At 63.0% G+C, this 16656-nt stretch carries 15 protein-coding genes; 11 read left to right on the plus strand and 4 right to left on the minus strand.

Going from position 1 to position 16656, the window contains the following annotated elements:
• The 4 genes from cysT (at window position 1) to ONR57_RS18475 (ending at window position 4989) form a co-directional block, all read left to right on the plus strand.
• Window positions 1-846, plus strand: a complete 846-nt coding sequence (cysT, locus tag ONR57_RS18460; protein ID WP_265124993.1) for a sulfate ABC transporter permease subunit CysT — start codon at window positions 1-3, stop codon at window positions 844-846.
• Window positions 843-1652, plus strand: a complete 810-nt coding sequence (gene cysW, locus ONR57_RS18465) for a sulfate ABC transporter permease subunit CysW (RefSeq protein ID WP_265124994.1) — start codon at window positions 843-845, stop codon at window positions 1650-1652. Before cysT ends, cysW begins: the two co-directional genes overlap by 4 nt.
• A complete protein-coding gene (locus ONR57_RS18470) occupies window positions 1649-2626 on the plus strand; it encodes a sulfate/molybdate ABC transporter ATP-binding protein (protein ID WP_265124995.1) in 978 nt (325 codons plus the stop codon). The genes cysW and ONR57_RS18470 overlap by 4 nt, the downstream gene beginning before the upstream one ends.
• Before the next feature lie 68 nt (window positions 2627-2694).
• Window positions 2695-4989, plus strand: coding sequence for a hypothetical protein (locus tag ONR57_RS18475; protein ID WP_265124996.1), 2295 nt, complete (start codon window positions 2695-2697; stop codon window positions 4987-4989).
• Window positions 4990-5008: 19 nt separating this feature from the next.
• Here ONR57_RS18475 and ONR57_RS18480 read toward each other — a convergent pair whose 3' ends face one another.
• The 4 genes from ONR57_RS18480 to ONR57_RS18495 all read right to left on the minus strand — a co-directional run bounded on the left by ONR57_RS18480 (window position 5009) and on the right by ONR57_RS18495 (window position 10095).
• Window positions 5009-6304 carry a sulfate adenylyltransferase subunit 1 gene (locus tag ONR57_RS18480; RefSeq protein WP_265124997.1) on the minus strand — a complete coding sequence of 432 codons (1296 nt, stop codon included), beginning with the start codon at window positions 6302-6304 and terminating at the stop codon, window positions 5009-5011.
• Window positions 6305-6306: 2 nt separating this feature from the next.
• Entirely contained in the window at window positions 6307-7221 is a 915-nt protein-coding gene (cysD, locus tag ONR57_RS18485) for a sulfate adenylyltransferase subunit CysD (RefSeq protein ID WP_265125495.1), read from the minus strand.
• A gap of 125 nt (window positions 7222-7346) precedes the next feature.
• Complete coding sequence (locus tag ONR57_RS18490; RefSeq protein WP_265124998.1) at window positions 7347-8048, minus strand: phosphoadenylyl-sulfate reductase; 702 nt, start codon at window positions 8046-8048, stop codon at window positions 7347-7349.
• Window positions 8049-8280: 232 nt separating this feature from the next.
• Window positions 8281-10095 (minus strand): nitrite/sulfite reductase, encoded by a 1815-nt coding sequence (locus ONR57_RS18495; protein ID WP_265124999.1) that lies wholly within the window; start codon window positions 10093-10095, stop codon window positions 8281-8283.
• 27 nt (window positions 10096-10122) lie between these two features.
• On the opposite strand from ONR57_RS18495, the gene ONR57_RS18500 reads away from it, so the two are divergent.
• The 7 genes from ONR57_RS18500 (at window position 10123) to ONR57_RS18530 (ending at window position 16642) form a co-directional block, all read left to right on the plus strand.
• Window positions 10123-10449 (plus strand): hypothetical protein, encoded by a 327-nt coding sequence (locus ONR57_RS18500; RefSeq protein ID WP_265125000.1) that lies wholly within the window; start codon window positions 10123-10125, stop codon window positions 10447-10449.
• Between the two features lie 42 nt (window positions 10450-10491).
• Window positions 10492-11709, plus strand: a complete 1218-nt coding sequence (gene hemW, locus ONR57_RS18505; protein ID WP_265125001.1) for a radical SAM family heme chaperone HemW — start codon at window positions 10492-10494, stop codon at window positions 11707-11709.
• A 100-nt stretch (window positions 11710-11809) separates the two neighbouring features.
• Window positions 11810-12844 carry a heat-inducible transcriptional repressor HrcA gene (gene hrcA / locus ONR57_RS18510; RefSeq protein WP_265125002.1) on the plus strand — a complete coding sequence of 345 codons (1035 nt, stop codon included), beginning with the start codon at window positions 11810-11812 and terminating at the stop codon, window positions 12842-12844.
• A gap of 171 nt (window positions 12845-13015) precedes the next feature.
• Window positions 13016-14167 (plus strand): molecular chaperone DnaJ, encoded by a 1152-nt coding sequence (gene dnaJ / locus ONR57_RS18515; RefSeq protein WP_265125003.1) that lies wholly within the window; start codon window positions 13016-13018, stop codon window positions 14165-14167.
• Window positions 14168-14169: 2 nt separating this feature from the next.
• Complete coding sequence (locus ONR57_RS18520; RefSeq protein WP_265125004.1) at window positions 14170-14970, plus strand: 16S rRNA (uracil(1498)-N(3))-methyltransferase; 801 nt, start codon at window positions 14170-14172, stop codon at window positions 14968-14970.
• A gap of 66 nt (window positions 14971-15036) precedes the next feature.
• Complete coding sequence (locus ONR57_RS18525; RefSeq protein WP_265125005.1) at window positions 15037-15306, plus strand: DUF1876 domain-containing protein; 270 nt, start codon at window positions 15037-15039, stop codon at window positions 15304-15306.
• 328 nt (window positions 15307-15634) lie between these two features.
• Window positions 15635-16642: a PhoH family protein gene (locus ONR57_RS18530; protein ID WP_265125496.1), complete on the plus strand. Its 1008-nt coding sequence runs from the start codon at window positions 15635-15637 to the stop codon at window positions 16640-16642.
• Window positions 16643-16656 lie beyond the last annotated feature (14 nt).

Here is a 16656-nt window from a genome sequence, read left to right on the forward strand (position 1 = left end):
GTGACTATTCAGGACGCAGCAACCCCGCCCCCGCCTTCGAAGGTCAGCCGATTTTCTGGCACCGTCGGCCCCCTCGGCGTTGGTGTCGCGGTGCTGTGGCTCAGCATCATCGTGTTGTTACCGCTCGCGGCACTGACGGCAACATCCTTCGAAAACGGACTGAGCGGCTTCTGGGACGCCGTCACCGCGCCGGGCGCTGTGGCAGCGTTGCGCATCACTGCCATCGTGTCGGCAATCGTGGCTCTCATCAACGTCGTGTTCGGCACACTCGTCGCCTGGGTCCTGGTCCGTGACGAGTTTCCCGGGAAGCGGTTTGTCAATGCGATCATTGACCTGCCATTCGCACTGCCCACCATCGTGGCGAGTATCGTTTTGCTCTCGCTGTATGGGCCGGAAAGCCCAATTAATGTGCACCTCAACGCGACTCAGCCGGGCTTGGTTGTCGCCCTGGCATTCGTGACGCTGCCGTTCGTTGTGCGGTCGGTGCAGCCAGTACTTATCGAGTTAGAGAAAGATGTGGAGGAGGCCGCAGCTTCGCTGGGGGCAAGTAACCTCACAATCTTCTGGAAAGTCGTTCTTCCGGTGCTTGCGCCGGCTATTTTCGGCGGCGCTGGACTGGCATTCGCCCGCGCTATCGGAGAGTTCGGTTCGATCATTTTGATCGGCGGGAATATTCGGGGCGAAACCCAGGTCGCGTCGCAGTACATTCAGCAGCAGCTCGAAATGGACCGGCCTGTCAATGCCGCTGCGGTGTCCGTGGTCTTGCTGATCATCGCCTTCATCACGCTGCTCGTGCTGCGGGTGCTGGCACAGCGCTCGATCCGGCGAGAGGAGACCGCAGCATGATCGTGACCCGCGGCTGGCGCTACGCGCTTCGGTTTACTGCGCTCGGGTACCTGGCGGTCCTGGTGCTGATGCCGATCGCGATGATCCTGTACCGCTCGTTTGAGAATGGGATATTAGCGTTCTGGGAGTCGATCACTACGCCCGCAGCGATCTCAGCGCTGAATCTTTCCCTGCTGATCGTCGCGATCGTTGTGCCCGTCAACGTCATTTTCGGCATCCTGACCGCGCTAGCGCTGGCACGCGGGCGCTTTCCCGGGCGGCGTCTGCTCGAAGCGGTGGTCGATATTCCCTTCGCAGTCTCACCAGTTGTGGTTGGTGTCGCGTTAATCACCCTTTGGGGTGTCGGGGGATGGTTCGGCACGTTCGTCGAGAACATCGGAATCCGGGTGATCTTCGGGATCCCAGGAATGGTGCTCGCGACGATCTTCGTCACGTTGCCGTTCGTGGTCCGCGAAGTTGAACCGGTCTTGCGTGAAATCGGTGAAGAACAGGAGCAGGCTGCAGCAACGCTGGGCGCGAACGCTTGGCAGACGTTCTCCCGGATCACGCTGCCCGCCATTCGCTGGGGTCTCACCTACGGTGTGATTCTCACGGTGGCACGCGCACTTGGTGAATTCGGTGCAGTGCTTTTCGTGTCCTCCGGATTCGCGGGGGTCTCGCAAACGCTCACCCTGCTCGTACATGCCCGCTACATCGATGACCACAACACCTACGGTGCTTACACCGCAGCCACGTTGCTCATGATGCTCGCGATCTTGACACTGCTGCTGATGACAGTCCTCGACCGCAAGAGGAGCACAACATGATCACCGTGACCGGTCTCCGCAAGAACTACGGTGACTTCAAGGCACTCGATGACGTGACCCTGGAGATACCCTCAGGCTCCCTGACAGCGCTGCTCGGCCCCTCCGGATCGGGAAAATCAACACTCTTGCGCTCCATCGCGGGTCTTGAGCATCCAGACTCAGGTGCGGTCACCATCGGTGACGACGATGTGACAGGCGTTCCGCCGCAGAAGCGCGGCATTGGTTTCGTCTTCCAGCACTACGCTGCGTTCAAGCACATGACAGTCCGTGACAACATTGCGTTCGGCCTGAAGATCCGTCGTCGTCCCAAGAACGAAATCGCTGACCGCGTGGACGAACTGCTGCGCATCGTCGGCCTTGACGGGTTCCAGCGCCGCTACCCCTCACAACTCTCAGGTGGCCAGCGCCAGCGCATGGCGCTAGCCCGCGCGCTCGCGGTCGACCCGAAAGTGCTCCTGCTCGATGAGCCGTTCGGTGCGCTCGATGCCAAGGTCCGCGCGGACCTGCGTGAGTGGCTCCGCCGGCTTCATGACGAGGTGCACGTCACCACTGTTCTCGTTACGCACGATCAGGAGGAGGCGCTCGACGTCGCCGACCGGATCGCTGTGATGAATCGTGGTCGCATCGAACAGGTCGGTTCACCCGACGACCTGTACGAGCGTCCCGCCAACGAATTCGTCATGTCGTTCCTCGGGCCGGTCGCGACGATCAGCGGTATGATGGTCCGCCCGCACGATCTGCACCTCGACCGCGTCTACCATCCGGGTGCAGTCGAAGCGGTGGTGGATCGTATCGTCCGCCTCGGGTTCGAGGTCCGAGTGGAACTCCAACCTGTTAACGGTGATCCACGCCTGTCCGCGCAGATCACGCGGGGCGACGCTGATGATCTGCGGCTTGTCCGCGGAGAACAGATTTACGTGCGAGCCACCCACGTTCCTGATGGTGCCTCGCAGCCTATTTCCAATGGGATCTGAGGATTACGGGACGCCTGAATCCGGTCATATCGCCTACCCGTGCGGGAGCGGCGGATTAATGTCAGGACATGGTGACACGGACCCGCCCGGCTGGAGTCGCAGCTATCGTCGCAGCGCTCGTTCTTGCGGGGTGTTCGCCAGGCATCGATGAACGTGAAGAACAGCCCGCCGACGACGCGCCACCGGCTGCAGAACCCGCGCTGCGGGCGCTCCCGGCGGAATCGATCGAAGTACCCGGCGAGTGGTACCGAGAGGACGACTACGCCGGTTTGGGCATGGACTTCCTTGCACCGGCTGAGGGTGTGCCCTTCGCGTTCGCACTCAACGTTGCGGCTCCGCGCGAACCTGCCCACCCGCAGGTGTGGTTGTCCGACGACGGATTCGGCTGGTTTCGCGCCGATGTCGCGGCAGATTACCAAGGAGCCTTCACCGGCGGACTGATCGGCAACCCCGAGGTTTCGGGTCTTGCCGGAGTGTCGTATGAAGAGGGCACGTTGCGCTCACGGCTGTGGCGTTCAGCGGACCGGCGCGAATGGCACGAGGTAGAACTGCCTCCGGAGTTCGCCCAGACGTTCCGTGTCAGCGCGGGCGCTGCCGCGGGGCAGCGCATCTACCTTGCCGGTGTGTCGGTTGGCAAAGAACTCGCCGTCGCGATCGTTGACGGCGCTGACGTCGAGTACGTCACTCTGCCGCCCATCGCTGACCGAGATCAGCGGCTCGTGGTGGATGCGGCCGCGTTCGACGATTCGGTTGTTGTCCTCGTGCAGCATGGCGAGGAAGGGGCAGCCGGACGATTCGAAACGTACACGTCAGACGATGGTGGTGCGACATGGAGCAGTCCCACTCGAATCACCGATGACCCGGACATCTTCCTTTCCGGGATGGCGTGGACGGGTGATCGGTTCCTCGTCACCGGTGGTGCACGTGATCCCGACACCGGCGGACTGTTGCCCGCCGCGTGGACATCGGAGGACGGGCAGCGGTGGGACGGTGAGCTTGTTCCGCCGCCACCGGACGATTCCGTCTTCTACGTCGCGGAAGGCGTGGACACAGTGCTGGGCCGCCCCGCTGTGCGTGACGGCATCGCGTTCATGGTCGGCAGCAACGACGATTCGCTGCGAGCCGGTTTTTACAACCGAAACGCGGCCGGCGAGTGGGCTTTCACTGGAACTTCCGATCTTCTCGGCTTTCCGGGAGTGGGCGGACTCACCTTGTCGGTGAATCCGGACGAGCAAGTCGCGATACTCAGCCCCTTCGGTGCTGGACTCGCTGTGGTGGGTGTTCACGGACGCGAGGATGCGTGGCGCGAACTCGAGCGCTCTGGGGCTCTTGAACAGGTCGCCCAGGTTGACTCGGCAACGCCCGCGCCGCGGCACATGTACCTGGAGACGTTGCGTGTGCGGTACGAGGCCGATGGGCCAGAGTTCCGGAGCACACCCGAGCGGGCGCTCTGGCAGCTCACTGAGGATCGCTCCCTGCACCCCATCCCGTACGAGCCGCCTGAAGTTGCCGAGATGACCGACACCGTGACAGGTGCATTTGGGCAGGATGACATTGTTCTAGCGGGTTCTCGGTTCAGCCCGACGCGCCAGCGGGTAGAGCCGCGCGCCTGGTTCCGGAGCGTCCTTGGCGAGCCCTGGGAGCCCGCCGGCGGGTTCGGGGATGTCATAGACGTTCGTTTCACCGCTGTGCACCGGATCGGTGAGGAGTGGGTTGCGTCGGGCACGAGCGCCGACGCTGCCGCCGAGGAACCAGTGGGCCGCCCATCGGTGTGGACGTCCGGTGATGGTCGTGGCTGGAGCGATGCGATCATTCTCGATGACGACGCGGGGGTTGTATCAGACGTGTGCGCACTGCCCGGCGGCGGCCTCCTCGCCGTCGGCTCCCTTGATAACGGGGATGTGCGCGTCCCAGCCGCCTGGCGAAACACCGGAGAAGAATGGGATCGAGCGACCGCGGAGATCCTGACCACGGGAGTCGGAGTCTTAACTGGGTGCGCTGGGTCCGGCAGCGGGGTAGTGATCGGAGCCAGCACGGGCGGCCGAAACATTGTGCTGCGCACGGAGGACGGGATCGAATTCGCCGGTGTGTTCCGCACCGGCTATGGCTCGAGTATGGGACGCCCTGTGCCAGTGAATGCGGGCTACGCAGCACCGGGCCGCTTCACATCTGACGATGCGAGCGGCCCAGTGGTGTGGCTTTCCGCGGACGGGATCCGCTGGACGCCTTGGCGTATTCCGTCGCACACGGACGGGATCACGCGGGGCGTACAGCCTTTCGGCGATGGAGTTGTCGTGACAATGGACTCAGAAGTGGGCCCGCCCGTGCAGATCGTTCAGCACGTTGATCCGGCGGCAGAATGACCGCTGGCGCCCGCTGCGATTAGGTGGGGACTCCGCGCTCACCGATTTCCACCGCGGACAGTGCGTCACCGACGAGTCCGGCAGCGAGCGTGTTGCCGCTTGCCGGGTCAATCAGCAGGAAGCTGCCTGTGTGCCGGTTGACGGCATAGTTGTCGGCGACAATCGGTTCTGCCACGCGAATGTGGATACGGCCGATTTCGTTGAGCGACAGTGTTCCAGGATCCGGATCTGCGCTGAGCTCCTGCTCGTCGAAGCGCTCGATGACTGCTCCGACTATCGCCTGCGTCGTCTTCGTTCCGTGCTTCAGCAGCAGGCGGGCGCCCGGCCGAAGTGGCTTCTCGGAGAGCACACAAACGGTCGCTTCGAAGTCGTCGATTGGTTCGGGAGCATCTGCCGGAGAGGCGATCACGTCGCCGCGCGAAATATCGATCTCATCCGCGAGCAGCAGCGTGACGCTCCGGCCTGCTTCGGCATGGTCCAATTCGCCGTCCGCAGTGTCAACCTTCGTCACGGTGGTGCGGATACCAGCGGGCAGAACCACGACCTCGTCGCCTGGGCGCACCTCCCCGGCAGCGATCTGGCCAGCGTAGCCGCGGTAATCGGGGAATTCCGCGGTGCGGGGACGGATCACATACTGCACGGGGAAACGGAGCCCGACATTGTGTGGCTCGGCATCAACTGGCACCGATTCCAGGTGCTCGATGAGAGAGGGGCCGGTGTAGTAGGGCGTCCGTTCCGATCGGCTTGCGATGTTCTCACCATAGAGCGCTGAGACAGGTATCTCCTGCACATCATCAGGGCCCCACCCGAGTGCCGCGGTCAGCGCGTTGAATTCGTCACTGATCTGCGTAAACACTTCACCGGGGTTCTCGACCAGGTCGATCTTGTTTACTGCGAGAACGAGCTTCGGTACGCCCAGCAGCGCCATTACCGCGGCATGGCGGCGAGTTTGTTCGATGACGCCTTTACGGGCATCAACGAGCAAGATAACGAGCTGAGCCGTCGAAGCGCCCGAGACGGTGTTGCGGGTGTATTGCACGTGACCAGGCGTATCTGCGAGCACAAAGGAACGCTTGGGCGTCGCGAAATAGCGGTAAGCCACATCGATCGTGATGCCTTGCTCACGCTCGGCACGGAGTCCGTCGACGAGCAGCGAAAGATCGGGTGTCGCAAGCCCGCGATCTACCGAAGCACGCGTGACGGCGTCGATCTGATCGGCGAGGACGGACTTCGTGTCATAGAGCAAACGGCCAACGAGAGTGGACTTCCCGTCATCCACACTGCCTGCAGTTGCCAGGCGCAAAAGGTCGCTCATGCTCAGAAATATCCCTCTCGCTTGCGGTCTTCCATTGCGGCTTCTGACACTCGGTCATCACCGCGGGTTGCGCCGCGTTCAGTGAGCCGCGACGCCGCCACCTCAGCGAGAATCGCGAAATTGTCGCTAGCGTCAGAAAGTACAGCGCCGGTGGTGGAACCATCACCGACGGTGCGGTAGCGCACCGACTTCGTTTCCAGCTTTTCGTCGTCACGCGGACCGCCCCACGGCCCCGGAGCGAGCCACATGCCGTCGCGCTGGTACACCTCGCGGTCATGCGCGTAATAGATGGGGCACAGTTCGACGTTGTCACGCGCGATGTACCGCCAGATGTCTAGTTCAGTCCAGTTGCTCAGCGGGAAGACTCGGACGTGCTCACCCGGCGAGTGGCGACCGTTGTACAGATTCCACAGTTCGGGACGCTGTTTCTTAGGATCCCACTGCCCAAAGGCGTTGCGGAGGCTGAAGATCCGCTCCTTCGCCCGCGACCGTTCCTCATCGCGACGGCCACCGCCGAATACCGCGTCAAAGCGGTGTTCACTGATCGCGTCGAGAAGCGGAACCGTTTGCAGCGGATTGCGGATGCCGTCGGCCCGCTCTTCAAGCCGGCCGTCAGCGATGTATTCCTCCACGCTTGCCACGTGCAGCCGCAGGTTGTACCGCTCGACCATCCGGTCGCGGAAATCGAGGACTTCCTGAAAATTGTGGCCGGTGTCGACGTGGAGCACTGGGAAGGGGAGCGGTGCCGGCCAGAACGCTTTCACCGCAAGGTGAAGCAGGACTGTGGAATCCTTACCACCCGAGAACAAGATGACCGGCCGCTCGAACTCCCCAGCGACCTCGCGGAAGATGTGAATCGACTCAGCTTCGAGCGCGGTAAGCGTGTCGAAGTTGGTCGCCATCGCGACCCGCGCCATCTCGGCGTGCGTGTGGGACACGTCCGCTGGAGATACTGCCTGAGAAGAAGGGGTCTGTGCGCCCACGGTAGGCATCACTCCGTTCTGATCTCGATTGGTCACGTCCCACTCGGCGGTTTTGATCGTCATGATGAGTGCAACCCGCATTCAATCTTGTTGTTACCCGCCCAGCGTCCGCTGCGCGGATCGGCCCCAGGTGCTGGCTTCGCGGTGCATGGCGCGCAGCCAATCGAGGGGTAACCCTCATCAACAAGCGGATTTACCAAGATGGCGTGCTTGTCGATGTAGATCTGCATGTCCTCGTCAGTCCATGCAGCGATCGGGTTGATTTTTACCAGACCGAACGCCTCATCGTAGGAGATGAGGGGCGCATTCGCCCGAGTTGGGGCTTCAACGCGCCGAATGCCGGTAACCCAGGCGTCGTAGCCTGACAAGGTCTTCTTCAGTGGCGCGACTTTACGCAGGGCGCAGCACCGGTTTGGCTCACGCGCGAATAGGTCCTTGCCTTCGCTGGCGTCCTGTTCGGCGACAGTCTGCTCGGGTGTCACATTGCGAATTGTGACACCATAAACAGCTTCGCTGGCATCCCGCATTCCCAGGGTTTCGGCGAAATGGTACCCAGTGTCGAGAAAGAGGATTTCCACCCCGGGACGCACCTGCGATGCGAGATGAACAAGCACCGCATCCTGCATATTTGACGCCACAATGTAGCGGCCCCCGAAGGTTTCGTCGGTCCAGCGGAGCAAGTCCTCAGCGGACGCCCCCTCGAGGTCCGCGGCGCCGCGTTCGGCGATCGTCCGCAGATCCGTTTCTGTGGCGATACTCATGGTGAAACCTTTCGCTTTACTGCCGATGCACCGAGGAATTTCAGCGCAAAAACGCGCCTGCATCCCGCGCACCGCCATTGGCCGTGTGGCAGGGCTGTGCCGTCAGCCAGATCTGGGCGCAAATCTTCGTCCGCGCAGTACGGGCAATAAAAAGGAACAGCGCGGGACACCGGAGTGTTCCCACCGGTGTCAGTTGATTCCGCGCTGTGATCCGTCATCGCTGGTCCGTGGCCTAACGCAAGAGTTCTTCATCTGCGCGCGCCGCCCAATCCGCGAAACGCTCACCATTGACCCGGCCGTCCGCAAAGCCTCGCACCACTCGCTCCACGTAGTCACCGAGCTGCTCCGTGGTCACCTTGTGGCCGCGCAGCTTGCGTCCAAACGCAGGATCGAGACCGAGGTGGCCGCCGAGATGAACCTGAAAACCCTCGACGTGGTTGCCATCGTCGTCGGGGACCAACTGGCCTTTGAAACCAATATCTGCAACCTGTGCGCGGGCGCATGAGTTCGGGCACCCGTTGATGTTGATTGTCACAGCGGTGTCGAGTTGCTCGTTCAGGTCCTTGAGCCGCTGCTCGAGTTCCGGCACAAGATCCTGCGAGCGCTTGCGCGTCTCAACGAAAGACAGCTTGCAGAATTCAATACCGGTGCACGCCATGAGGTTACGGCGCCACAGTGAAGGACGGGCAGGGAGCCCGAGTTCGTCTAATTCCGCGATCAGGGGTTCAACCCGGTCTTCCGGCACGTCGACGATGATCAGCTTCTGGTAGGGCGTTAGCCGCACTTTGTCTGTGCCTGCCCGCTCGGCAGCATCCGCGACGGCGAGCAGCTTCGTGCCGGACACACGTCCCGCAATCGGTGCGACACCCACGGCGTAGTTGCCATTCTTGAGCTTCTGTACACCCACATGGTCGCGTGGCTTCGTCAGCGGCTCCGGTGCGGGGCCGTCGAGGAGTTTGCGCCCAAGGTACTCATCTTCGAGCACCTGGCGGAACTTCTCGGGCCCCCAATCCTTCACAAGGAACTTGATGCGCGCGCGGCTGCGCAGCCTGCGATACCCGTAGTCACGGAAGATCGAGACGATGCCCTCCCAGACGTCCGGTACCTCATCGAGGGGCACCCACGCCCCGAGACGTTGCCCGATCATCGGATTGGTGGAGAGCCCGCCACCGACCCAGACGTCGAGACCGGGGCCGTGCTCCGGATGGTTAACGCCGATGAACGCGCAATCGTTGACCTCGTGCGCCACGTCCTGCAACCCCGACATCGCGGTCTTGAACTTGCGGGGCAGATTGGAGTAGCGCGGATCGCCAACGTAGCGGCGCACGATCTCGTTGATCGCGGGTGTGGGATCGAGCACCTCGTCCACCGCGAGGCCAGCGAGCGGTGAGCCCAGAACGATACGGGGAGTGTCGCCGCACGCCTCTGTCGTAGTCAGGCCACAACTTTCGATCCGGCGCCAGATCTCGGGCATATCTTCGACACGAATCCAGTGGCATTGCACATTCTGGCGGTCGGAGAGATCCGCGGTATCACGGCCAAATTCCTTGGAGATCTGCCCGATCGTACGGAGCTGCTCGAGGTTCAGTTGGCCCCCATCGACACGAACCCGCAGCATAAAGTGGCTGTCTTCAATGACGTCGATGTTCTCATCACCGGTCCAGCTGCCGTCATAGCCCTGTTTGCGCTGCGTGTACAGGCCGTACCAGCGGAACCGGCCGCGCAGGTCGGCCTTGTCGATGCTGTCAAAACCCCGAATGGCGTAAATGTTCTCGATGCGCTGGCGCACATTGAGCGGGTTGTCGTCCTTCTTTGTTTGCTCGTTCGGGTTGAGCGGCTCACGGTAACCGAGCTTCCACTGCCCCTCCGCCTTGCGGCGTTTCGGGCGTGCGGCACGCGGTGTCCGGACACGTTCACCATCGGCACCGTTCGCAGCTGCGCCCCGCGCGGGGCGTTCGCGCCGCGGCGGGCGTTCCGCAGTGGAAGACCCAGCAGACCCGGTTGAAGCGGACTCAGCAGGGGAGACGGCGTCGTGGGCTGACGACATTCAAATGCTCCTGAAACAGAATTCGACGTGGACTGTCCGATTTTGGGCTGCGGTGAACTGCCCGGAGATGTGCGGCTGGCGCTTTCAGCCACAAGAACTTCCCTGATTGAGCCGGGCAGGCGCGGGCAGCTACGGACGACAGCCGCAGCTATTGACGCGCTTGAAATCAATATGGCGGCGCTGCACAAGACGCGTGCCAGCCAGCCATATCCCTGGTCCACTCACCCGTCCATTGTGCCATGGATCGTGAATGTGCCCGAACGCGCAGGTAGCCGTGGAATTCCGGCGAGTTCGAAGCGCCCGCCGGGCCTTCTGACGGCCGACCGGCACCTTGAGGCTGGCACGTTTTCCTGAACCAGGCACACTAGTGATAACACCACTCTCGAGAAAGCTGTTATGACCGTCACCGCGCACCCGTCCGTCCTGCCGGAAGCTGCCTTCGAGGCCGCCCTGCGCGCGGCACCGGACACGAAGTTTGGCGTATACGTCCACGTGCCGTTCTGCGCAACGCGCTGCGGATACTGTGACTTCAACACCTACACGGCAGGTGAACTCGGCACCGCAGCCTCACCGCAGTCCTGGCTGGACGCGCTCCAGCGTGAACTCGATCTCGCCGCCACGATGATCGGGAGCCGCGCGCGGCCCGCGGACACGGTCTTCGTGGGCGGCGGAACCCCGTCGCTCCTTGGGGCGGGAGTGCTGGCGGAGGTGCTGGCCACCATCCGCAGCACCTTCGGATTACAGCCGGACGCTGAAGTCACCAGCGAAGCGAACCCGGAATCGACGTCACCGCAGTTCTTCGACGACATTCGCGCGGCGGGCTACACGCGTGTCTCGCTCGGGATGCAGTCAGCAGCGTCGCATGTCCTTTCCGCACTTGACCGGACCCACACCCCAGGGCGCGCCATCGCAGCGGCACGCGAGGCGCGCAATGCGGGTTTTAGGCACATCAACCTTGATTTGATTTACGGAACGCCCGGGGAGCGCGACGCCGACCTCGATGCCTCGCTCGACGCGGTCCTGACGGCTGGTGCCGACCACGTGTCCGCGTACGCGCTGATCGTGGAGGACGGCACGGCTCTCGCGCGAAGGATCAAGCGCGGGGAGCTGCCCGCGCCCGACGACGATGTGCTCGCAGCCCGTTACGAGCGCATCGACTCGCGTCTCAGCGCGGCAGGTTTCTCCTGGTACGAGGTGTCGAACTGGGCGCAGGGCCCGGAGTCCGTGTGCCGGCACAATATCGGTTATTGGGACGAATCCAATTGGTGGGGAGCGGGGCCAGGCGCTCACAGTCACGTCGGGGGCGTGCGGTGGTGGAACGTGAAGCACCCAGCCCGTTACGCAGCGGAGTTGGGTGAGGGGCGGCTGCCGATCAGCGGTGCGGAGACGCTCACCGCTGCTGAACGGCACCTTGAATACGTGATGCTCACAACGAGGATGCGCGGCGGCCTCGAGTTGGCCAGGCTCTCCGCGCCGGAGCGGGCGGCGGCCCAGCGATGCGCCGATGATGGACTCGTGACGATCCGCGCGGGCCGGATGCTCCTGACCGACCGTGGCCGGCTCCTCGCCGATGGTGTCGTACGCGCGATCGTGACTGCCGGGGACGCCGGGTAACAAGGTGGTGATTTTCACCGAGTTGCCACAGAACCCCAGGTCACGCGTCGGGCTAAAATAGTCATGCATTGGGGCATGGACGTTTGGAGGGTGGTGAACGATGCCGAGCACGGAGGACCGACGTTTCGCGGTGTTGCAAGCCATCGTGTCGGATTACGTTTCGACGCATGAGCCGGTGGGCTCGAAGGCTTTGGTAGACCGGCACCACCTCGGCGTATCGAGCGCGACTGTCCGCAATGATATGGCGGTCCTCGAGGCCGAAGGCTACATCCGGCAGCCGCACACCTCGTCCGGCCGTGTACCGACGGACAAAGGGTACCGCCAGTTCGTCGACCGTCTCGCAGAAATCAAGCCGCTCTCGTCGGGTGAACGCCGCGCGATCATGGAATTCCTCGAAGGCGGTGTTGACCTCGACGACGTGCTCAGGCGAGCGGTCCGCCTGCTCGCGCAGCTCACGCGGCAGGTGGCGGTCCTGCAGTACCCGACGCTGACATCGTCGAAGGTTCGCCACATTGAGGTTGTGCCGCTTAACCCGGCGCGGTTATTGCTCGTCGTGATCATGGATACCGGCCGGGTCGACCAGCGAATAGTCGAACTCGGTGACGTCATCAATGATGAACAGGTCAGCCGGTTACGTTCGCTGCTGGGTGCAGCGCTCGAAGGGAAGCATCTGTCGGCCGCGTCGGTAGCGGTCGTGGAACTTGCCAATCAGGTGCAGCATGAGTTGCGCGATCCGGTGGTTCGCTCCGCGACGGTGCTTGTCGAGACACTAGTGGAGCGCAGCGAAGATCGGCTCGTGCTGGGCGGCACGTCAAATCTGACAGCCAACGCGGCTGACTTTGGCGGTAGTCCTGACGCGATGCTGCAAGTGCTCGAGGCACTCGAAGAGCAGGTGGTGGTGCTCAAACTGCTCGCTGCCGCGCAGAAACCAGGCATGGTGACGGTGCGGATCGGTGAGGAACTCGAAGACGAGCAGATCAGGGCCACATCCGTCGTGTCAACGGGCTACGGCACCGCTGGCTTGTCGTTCGGCGGAGTCGGCGTACTGGGCCCCACCCGGATGGATTACCCGTGGGCTATCGCAGCGGTATCCGCTGTAGCGCGCTATGTAGGGGAGGTGCTTTCCGCGCGATAGCACCGGTCCGTCTGGCGGCGTTGACGAGCATGTGACAGGGCGATTCCCCTCCCGGTGCCGGCAAGGAGTACCGTTCAATGATGGTGACCCGCGCCCAAACATGACATTTCTGGGTGACATTCTTCGGATCGTGTGTGATCCGCATGGTGAGGAATAGGACAGAACACTAACGTGGCACGTGACTACTACGGGACGCTCGGGGTTTCGAAGACCGCGACTGATCAGGAGATTAAACGCGCCTACCGGAAGCTCGCCCGCGAGTTCCACCCGGATGTGAACCCGGACCCGACGGCCCAGGATCGGTTCAAAGAAGCGACGACTGCGTACGAGGTCCTGAGCGACCCGCAGAAGCGCAAGATCGTGGACATGGGCGGCGACCCGATGGACGGCCCGGGCGGTGGTGCCGGGCCTGGTTTCGGTGCGCAAGGCTTCGGGGGGCTCGGAGACGTCTTCGAAGCGTTCTTCGGTGGCTCTGGAATGGGCACACGCGGCCCGCGCAGCCGGGTGCAGCCCGGTGCTGACGCGCTCATCAAGGTCCGGCTGGATCTCGAGGATTGCGCGCGCGGCGTGACCAAGGACGTCACAGTTGATACGGCGATACTGTGTGACGCCTGCCAGGGCTCGGGGGCAAACGGCGATTCGCAACCCGTGCAATGTGACACCTGCCGCGGGGCTGGCGAAATCCAGTCAGTGCAGCGCAGCTTCCTGGGCCAGGTCATGACGACCCGGCAATGTCCCACCTGTAACGGGTTCGGCCAGATCATTCCCGACCCCTGCCGCAAATGCAGTGGTGAGGGCCGGGTGCGCGCGCGCCGCGATATCGCCGTGCGGATCCCGGCCGGTGTCGCGAACGGTATGCGGGTGCGGCTCGCTAGCCAGGGTGAGGTCGGGCCCGGCGGCGGTCCCGCTGGCGACCTGTACGTCGAGGTTGTCGAGCAGCCGCACGACATCTTCGTTCGTGACGGCGACGCGCTGCACTGCACCGTCAAGATCCCGATGGTGGACGCGGCCCTCGGCACCACCGTCACCGTCGAGAGCCTCATCGACGGCCCGATCGAACTCACTGTCGAGCCGGGGACTCAGCCGAGCGCGGTCGCAACGGTGGCCGGACAGGGGATGCCGAAGCTGCGGTCGGGCACTCGGGGTGATTTGTACGCCCATCTCGAAGTGGTCGTTCCGACCAGGCTCGACGGCAAGCAGGCCGATCTTCTCAAGAAGTTCCGGAGTTCCCGCGGACGTGACACAGCTGAAGTCGTGACCAGCGCCTCGCACCACGGCAGCAAGATTTTCTCCAAGCTCCGGGACTTCGTGAGCGGGCGCTGAGCGTGGCCGCAACGGTCTTCTATCTCGATCCACTGCCGCAGGCGGCTGGCACCCGGGTGGTTCTCGACGGGCCTGAGGGTCACCACGCCGCCGATGTGCGCCGCGTCAGGCCGGGCGAGAATATCGTGCTTGCTGACGGCAAGGGCCGGGTGGGATGGGGCGAAGCTGAGACCGTTGCGAAGGGCACAGTCTCGGTCCGAATCCACCGGCTCGACACGCTGCCGGCCTCGTCGCCGCGCGTCACCGTGGTCCAGGGGCTGCCAAAATCGGACCGTGCCGAGCTGGCAGTCGAACTGATGACAGAAGCCGGGGCCGACCGCATTATTCCCTGGGAGGCGGCGCGCTGTGTGTCGCGGTGGCAGGGGCCGAAGGCGGCCAAGAACGCGGCACGGTGGCAGCGCGTCGCGGTGAGTGCGGCGAAGCAGTCGCGGCGGCCGTTCATCCCGGAGGTTTCGGAGCTGGCTGTAACTCGTGACGTCGCCGCGGCGATTCGAGTCTGTGCCAACGCGGGCGGTATCCCAATTATCCTGCACGAAGATGCGACGCTGCCGCTCGCGGCTGCCTTCGATCAAGGCGCCGCGGCCTCCAACACCACGGCAGCGGCAGACACCCCGGAGGTGCTTCTGGTCGTCGGGCCTGAAGGGGGCGTAAGCCCAAGCGAAACGGAGATCTTCACCGCTGCTGGGGCTGTTCCCGTGCGTCTTGGGCCGACTGTTCTGCGCACATCAACCGCCGCGGCAGTGACGCTTGGTGCGCTCGGAGTGCTGACCTCGCGCTGGGATTCCCCGCCAATGAGATATTGATCACCTTCTGCTCTGGACATCCGCAGCAAACGGGACGAACCTGGATTTACGGCGGAAGGAGTAGTGATGCAGGACAAGCACTGGTCAGTAGACATTGTGATCGATGAGCGTGACGGCCAGACCCGGGCTGAAGCGCGACTGCATGCTGACGACGGCTCGCGGAAGCTTGTCGCCACCGGGCTTGCACGCAAGAACCCGGATGACAGGGATGTGCCGCTCATCGGAGATGAACTGGCTGCGGCACGCGCCTTGGCGGATCTGTCGCACCAGCTGATTGAGCAGACCGCGACGGACATTGAGTCTGTCACTCACGTGCCAGCTCACCTAACGGCGTAGCAAGCAAAGAGTTCTCCCTGCTCATGTGATTTCTCCACGGTTGCACCCGTGGAGAAATCGCATGTTCCTGAAGAAAGCGCGTATCCCGCGGTAAATGGGGTATCACCGTGGCAGCAGAAATACTGAGGCGACGAATCGCGTTGCGCGTCATAAACTGAAACAACAACAGCGGCCCGTCACGGCAGCTGATAGCGCAGAGAAAGCAGGTCTAACTTCACTCGTGACGCCACAGAACAACACCGGCGGAACCGACCCCGCCGCGCCGTCACCGACTGGCCCGGCAGCCGAGGAACAGGTTCGCCCCGTAGAACGCTCGGTTCGATCCACTGTGCAGCTGCCGCCGCAGTCTGTCCTTCCGCTTCTTGGTTCGGCTGACCAGAATCTGCGGCTGCTCGAAAGGCTCCTAAACGCGGATATCCATGTTCGCGGCAACGAAGTGACACTCACCGGCCTGGCGTCAGACGTCGCCCTCGCGGAGCGCGTGCTTGCGGAACTCCTCACGATCGCACGGCGCGACCAGCACCTCACGCCGGATGTGGTCGAACGATCGATCGCGATGCTGCAGGAAGGTTCAGTGACATCACCGGCAGAGGTCTTGAGCCTGGACATCATTTCTCGGCGCGGCAAGACGATCCGGCCGAAAACGCTCAACCAGAAGACCTACGTCGATGCCATCGACGCGTCCACAATCGTCTTCGGTATCGGGCCTGCCGGTACTGGCAAAACGTACCTAGCGATGGCCAAGGCTGTGCAGGCGCTGCAGGCCAAACAGATCAACCGCATCATCCTCACCCGGCCTGCGGTGGAAGCGGGGGAGCGTCTCGGCTTCCTGCCCGGCACGCTGAACGAGAAGATCGATCCGTACCTGCGCCCGCTCTACGATGCCTTGCACGACATGATCGACCCCGAAGCTATTCCGAAGCTCATGCAAGCTGGGGTCATCGAGGTCGCGCCTCTTGCGTATATGCGTGGCCGGACGCTCAATGATGCGTTCATCATCCTCGACGAAGCTCAGAACACCACCCGCGAGCAGATGAAGATGTTTCTCACCCGCTTGGGGTTCGGCTCGAAAATCGTCGTAACCGGCGACGTCACGCAGGTGGATCTGCCGTCGGGAACCAGTTCTGGCCTGCATATAGCGAGTGAGATCCTGGCGGACATCGACGGTATCCGCCAGGTTCGGCTGACGAGCGGGGACGTGGTGCGGCACCGCCTGGTGTCGGATATCGTCGACGCTTACGAGCGGTTCGAGGAAGAAGGCCAGACACAGGATGCGATGCGTTTCAAGAACAGAGCGCAGCGGCGTTCAGGCGATCAGCGCTTTCCGCGACGGTGAGAACACTCGCATGG

It is taken from the genome of Hoyosella sp. YIM 151337, assembly GCF_026041215.1.
GTDB lineage: Bacteria > Actinomycetota > Actinomycetes > Mycobacteriales > Mycobacteriaceae > Hoyosella.

Coding starts and splice junctions, on each gene's coding strand:
- cysW (WP_265124994.1), top strand. CDS start 843: ATGATCGTGACCCGCGGCTGGCGCTACGCGCTTCGGTTTACTGCGCTC.
- ONR57_RS18470 (WP_265124995.1), top strand. CDS start 1,649: ATGATCACCGTGACCGGTCTCCGCAAGAACTACGGTGACTTCAAGGCA.
- ONR57_RS18475 (WP_265124996.1), top strand. CDS start 2,695: ATGGTGACACGGACCCGCCCGGCTGGAGTCGCAGCTATCGTCGCAGCG.
- ONR57_RS18480 (WP_265124997.1), bottom strand. CDS start 6,304: ATGAGCGACCTTTTGCGCCTGGCAACTGCAGGCAGTGTGGATGACGGG.
- cysD (WP_265125495.1), bottom strand. CDS start 7,221: ATGGCGCGGGTCGCGATGGCGACCAACTTCGACACGCTTACCGCGCTC.
- ONR57_RS18490 (WP_265124998.1), bottom strand. CDS start 8,048: ATGAGTATCGCCACAGAAACGGATCTGCGGACGATCGCCGAACGCGGC.
- ONR57_RS18495 (WP_265124999.1), bottom strand. CDS start 10,095: ATGTCGTCAGCCCACGACGCCGTCTCCCCTGCTGAGTCCGCTTCAACC.
- hemW (WP_265125001.1), top strand. CDS start 10,492: ATGACCGTCACCGCGCACCCGTCCGTCCTGCCGGAAGCTGCCTTCGAG.
- hrcA (WP_265125002.1), top strand. CDS start 11,810: ATGCCGAGCACGGAGGACCGACGTTTCGCGGTGTTGCAAGCCATCGTG.
- ONR57_RS18525 (WP_265125005.1), top strand. CDS start 15,037: ATGCAGGACAAGCACTGGTCAGTAGACATTGTGATCGATGAGCGTGAC.